Origin of the sequence: Streptomyces mesophilus, from assembly GCF_011044995.1 — a bacterium.
GTDB lineage: Bacteria > Actinomycetota > Actinomycetes > Streptomycetales > Streptomycetaceae > Streptomyces > Streptomyces mesophilus.
In genome coordinates, this window is sequence record NZ_JAAKZW010000379.1 from 1 (window position 1) to 4545 (window position 4545).

Genomic DNA, 4545 nt, shown 5'->3' on the forward strand with positions numbered 1-4545 from the left:
CCTTTGTGCTCGACGGCGCGCTCGGGACGTATTTGCGGGGGATGGGCGCCGTACTCAGTGGCGACGCGCGGGGGTTCGAGGCAGGCCGCGGCACCCTGCGCCAAGTGGTCGACGCCGCAGGAGAGGCGGACGAGGCCGAGCTGCTGCTGTGCGCCGGAGCCGCCGCCCTCGTCGTGGGCGACCTCGCCGCCGCCTGCCGTCTCGGCAGCCGCGCGCTGGCCGCGGCACGGGCACGCGGGCAGGTCACCGTGGTGCCCAGAGCCCTGGAGCAGCTCGCCTACGCGGAGTTGCGCGCCGGCCGGCACGCCCGGGCCCGCGCCCATGCTGAGGAAGGGTCGCGTGCCGCCCGCAGTGCCGGACGCCGCAACGACCTCGCGCACCATCAGGCGATCCTCGCCCTGGTCGCCTCCCTCGACCAGGACGCCCGCACCGTCGCCGAGCACGCCGCGGCCGCCGAAGGGACCGCCGCGCGGCACGGGCTCGTACAGACCTCGACGCTCGCCCAGTGGGCGCTCGGCCGCGCGGACCTGGCCCGGGGCCGGCCGCAGGAAGCGGCGGCCCGGCTGCATCCGCTGATCTCGCCCGGACGCGGCCGTGGCCACTTCGCGATACGGATGCTCGTGGTGCCCTGCTTCGTCGAGGCGTCCGTCCTTGCCGGCCGGGCCGAGGGCGCACGGGCCGCGGTGGAGGAGTTCGCGGTGTGGGCGGGCTTCGGCCATGACCCGCAGGCCCCGGCCCAACTCCTGCGCTGCCGGGCCCTGCTGGCCGCCGAAGCGCACCCGGCCGAGACGGCGGACCTCTACACCGAGGCCCTGGCCCGGCACGAGACGGCGGACGGCGACTTCGAGCGGGCCCGCACGGCGCTCCTGCACGGCAAGTGGCTGCGCCGCGCGCGCCAGCCCGCCAAAGCGCGGGACACGCTGCGCGACGCGCTCATCGCCTTCGAACGGTGCGGCGCCGGTGCCTGGGCCGCCCAGGCCGCGGCAGAACTCAGGGCGACCGGCGAGGCCTCGGCATCCCAACTCCCCGACCGCCTGGACGGGTTGACGCCGCAGCAGCTGAGGATCGCCCGTCTCGTGGCCGAGGGAGCCACCAACCGCGAGGTGGCCCGGCATCTGTCCGTCAGTCCGCGCACCGTCGACCATCACCTGCGCAATGTCTTCGCGACGCTGGGCGTACGCTCCCGCGTGGAGCTCTCCCGCGCCGTGGCGCGGGCCGACGGCGCCACGGCGGACGCGTGACCGAGAAACCTCGCCCGGACGTGAATCCTTTCCGCACCTCCCCGTCTCTCATCCGTGTACCGGCCGAACGGGCCGGGCGGAACCAGGAGGAGACGTAAAGGATGATCACTGCCCTCATCGTGATCGGAGCCCTGCTCGTGGGCGCGTGCAGTTGGCATCTCATGCGGCGTTACAGGAGCCGGAGTTGAACCGACGCTTCACCTGGCCGGACGCGCGGCTCATCCGGGCCGCGCAGGACGGCGACCTCACCTCGCTCACCACCGTCGTCATGGAATCGCAGCCGCACGTGCGCAAGTTCGCCCGCTCCCTGTGCGCCTCGCCGCAGGACGCAGAGGACGCCGCGCAGGAGGCGCTGATCATCCTCTACCGGAAGATCGGCACCCTGCGGGCCACGGGCGCGCTCGCCTCGTGGATGTTCCGGATCGTCCGCAACGAATGCCTGCGGCAGCTGCGGACGCTCGCCTCGCCGGTGCGGGCGGCACCTCAGGCACCGGAGTCGTCAGCCGAGGACGCGGTGCTGCACCGCCTCGAGGCGGAGCGGATCGCGGCCGCGGTCGGCGCCCTGCCGCGTGACCAGCGGCAGGTGCTGATCATGCGGGACGTCCAGGGGCTGCCCGGCAAGGCGGTCGCCCAGGCGCTCGGTCTGAGCACCGCGGCCATGAAGTCCCGGCTGCACCGGGCACGCGCGGCCCTGCGGGACGCGCTGGAGCAGCCGCCTGCGGAAGGAGAACTACGACCATGAACACCGTGCAGCCGGACTTCGCCAGCAGGTCCGTACCCCGCCACCTGGCGCGAGGGGCCCTCGGCTTCGGGCTGATCATCGGCGCGATCGCCCTGGTGCCCGTCGTCGGACCGGCCGCCCTGCTCGCGGCCCCCTTGGCCCTGATCGCTTTCCGCGGCTGTCCCACCTGCTGGGCGATCGGCCTCGTACAGACCGTCTCGCGGGGCAGGCTGGAGCGCCGGTGCGAGGACGGCGTGTGCAGCCTCACCAAGACCGCTCCCTGACGGCTCGGGGGCGGCGTCCGCGACGTGCGGCGGACCCGCCCCGCACGGCGCATGCGCCCCGTAAGGCCCTGCACGTCGCATGCGCCTCGTAAGGCCCTGCACGTCGCATGCGCCCCGTAGGGCCCTGCCCGGCGCATGCGCCTCGTAAGGCCCTGCACGTCGCTGACGCTCCGTACGGCTCAGATCCCGAGCTGTTTCGAGCCCTGCAGCCGCTCGATCGCTTCCTTGTCGCCCTCGACCTCGACCTTCGCCGACTCCTGCCGGCCGAGCAGGAACATCGTCAGCTCACCGGGCTCACCCGTGACCGTGACGACCGGGACGCCCTTGTGGGCGACCGCGGTGCGGCCGTCGGGGCGGCGCAGGACGAGGCCGACCGGCGACTTGCGGCCGGCCAACTTGGCGCCCTTCTCCAGACGGGACCACAGCACGTCCGAGAAGACCTGGTCGAGCGGGCGCGGCGACCAGTCCTCCTGGGCGCGGCGCACATCCTCGGCGTGCACATAGAACTCGACCGTGTTGGTCAGCTCGTCGAACTGCTTCAGGGACCACGGCGAGAAACGCGGCGGACCCGTACGGATGAGCTGGATCAGCTCCTCGTACGGCTTGTCCGTGTACTCCTGCATCACCCGGTCGAGGCGCCCCGCGAGCTGCTTGACGAACGCGCCGCCCGCCGCGTCGGGGCGGCGCTCGCGCACCACGACATGGGCGGCGAGATCCCGGGTCTGCCAGCCCTCGCACAGAGTGGACGCCTCGGGGCCCGCGGCCTCCAACAGATCGGCGAGGAGCAGCCGTTCACGCTTGGCATGGGTCGACATGGTGGCCAGGGTACGTCCGGCCCGGCAGTACGGCCATGGGACGCGGGCGTTGTCAGTGGGGGCCGATAGCCTTTGAAGGGCTCGGCCCCCGGGAGGGAGGGGTCTGTCCGGCCCACCGCGTCCGGGACCCGGACAGCGCCCCACGAGCACCCTCCGATCGCGCACAATGGGCCCCATGACCAGCACGCCCGGCACGCCAAGCGCCTTGGATCCTCAGATCGCCGCCCGCCTCAAGCGCGGCCCCGACGGGCTCGTCCCGGCGATCGCCCAGCAGTACGACACCGGCGAGGTGCTGATGCTGGGCTGGATGGACGACGAGGCGCTGCACCGCACGCTGACCACCGGGCGCTGCACCTACTGGTCGCGCAGCCGCCAGGAGTACTGGGTCAAGGGCGACACCTCCGGCCACTTCCAGCACGTGAAGTCGGTCGCGCTCGACTGCGACGCCGATACGGTCCTGGTCAAGGTCGACCAGGTCGGAGCCGCCTGCCACACCGGCGCCCGCACCTGCTTCGACGCCGACGTGCTCCCGCTCGCCCAGCCCTGACGCCGCCCCGCACCCTGACGCCGGCCACACAGCCCTGACGCTCCCACCGAAGGTCATCGAAGACACCATGGACCTCGAGACGTTCCGCAAGCTCGCCACCGACCGCCGCGTCATCCCGGTCGGCCGCCGCCTCCTCGCGGACGGCGACACCCCGGTCGGGCTCTACCGCAAGCTCGCGGCCGAGCGCCCCGGCACGTTCCTGCTCGAGTCCGCCGAGAACGGCCGCTCCTGGTCGCGGTACTCGTTCATCGGCGTCCGCAGCGCCGCCACCCTCACCGAGCGCGGCGGCCAGGCGCACTGGCTCGGCACGCCGCCCGTCGGTGTGCCGGTGGACGGCGACCCGCTGCAGGCGCTGCGCGCCACGGTCGAGGCGCTGCACACCCCGCACGACGTCGCCGAGGCCGAAGGACTGCCGCATCTGTCCGGCGGCATGGTCGGCTATCTCGGCTACGACATCGTGCGCCGGCTCGAGAAGATCGGCCCCGGCGAGCGCGACGACCTGAAGCTGCCCGAGCTGACCATGATGCTCACCAGCGATCTCGCGGTCCTCGACCACTGGGACGGCAGCGTCGTCCTGATCGCCAACGCCATCAACCACAACGACCTCGACACCGGCGTCGACGAGTCCTATGCGGACGCCGTGGCCCGCCTGGACGCCATGGAGGCCGACCTGTCGCGCGCTGTCGTACAGGCGCCCGCCGTACTGCCGCCGTCCGAACTCCCGGAGTTCGACGCGCCGTTGTGGGGCGGCGAGCAGTACCAGGAAGCCGTCGAGGACATCAAGGAGCGCATCCGCGCGGGCGAGGCCTTCCAGGTCGTGCCCTCGCAACGCTTCGAAACGGCTTGTACGGCAAGCGCGTTGGACGTCTACCGGGTGCTGCGGGCCACCAACCCGTCCCCGTACATGTACCTGTTCCTGTCTCTTATACACAATTTA

Annotated in this window: 6 protein-coding genes; 5 read left to right on the forward strand and 1 reads right to left on the reverse strand. The window is 72.5% G+C overall.

What is annotated here, in order from left to right:
- The 3 genes from G6045_RS39450 to G6045_RS39460 form a co-directional block, all read left to right on the forward strand.
- Positions 1-1241: helix-turn-helix transcriptional regulator (locus tag G6045_RS39450; protein WP_165337062.1), on the forward strand; the 1241-nt coding region annotated here is incomplete at its 5' end.
- 184 nt (positions 1242-1425) lie between these two features.
- Entirely contained in the window at positions 1426-1983 is a 558-nt protein-coding gene (locus G6045_RS39455; protein ID WP_165337063.1) for an RNA polymerase sigma factor, read from the forward strand.
- Entirely contained in the window at positions 1980-2246 is a 267-nt protein-coding gene (locus G6045_RS39460) for a hypothetical protein (protein ID WP_165337064.1), read from the forward strand. Before G6045_RS39455 ends, G6045_RS39460 begins: the two co-directional genes overlap by 4 nt.
- A 179-nt stretch (positions 2247-2425) precedes the next feature.
- On the opposite strand, the gene G6045_RS39465 is transcribed toward G6045_RS39460, so the two are convergent.
- Positions 2426-3061 (reverse strand): TIGR03085 family metal-binding protein, encoded by a 636-nt coding sequence (locus G6045_RS39465; protein ID WP_165337065.1) that lies wholly within the window; start codon positions 3059-3061, stop codon positions 2426-2428.
- Positions 3062-3236: 175 nt separating this feature from the next.
- Between G6045_RS39465 and hisI the strand changes: the two genes are divergently transcribed.
- Both hisI and G6045_RS39475 read left to right on the forward strand, forming a co-directional pair.
- On the forward strand, positions 3237-3608 hold the full coding sequence (hisI, locus tag G6045_RS39470; protein ID WP_165337066.1) for a phosphoribosyl-AMP cyclohydrolase: 372 nt from the start codon (positions 3237-3239) through the stop codon (positions 3606-3608).
- A 67-nt stretch (positions 3609-3675) separates the two neighbouring features.
- A partial coding sequence (locus G6045_RS39475; protein ID WP_206344788.1) for a chorismate-binding protein occupies positions 3676-4545 on the forward strand: 870 nt, incomplete at its 3' end.

Bases quoted from the DNA above. Each gene is read 5' to 3' on its own strand.
- G6045_RS39460 (WP_165337064.1), top strand. From the start codon at position 1,980: ATGAACACCGTGCAGCCGGACTTCGCCAGCAGGTCCGTACCCCGCCAC.
- G6045_RS39465 (WP_165337065.1), bottom strand. From the start codon at position 3,061: ATGTCGACCCATGCCAAGCGTGAACGGCTGCTCCTCGCCGATCTGTTG.
- hisI (WP_165337066.1), top strand. From the start codon at position 3,237: ATGACCAGCACGCCCGGCACGCCAAGCGCCTTGGATCCTCAGATCGCC.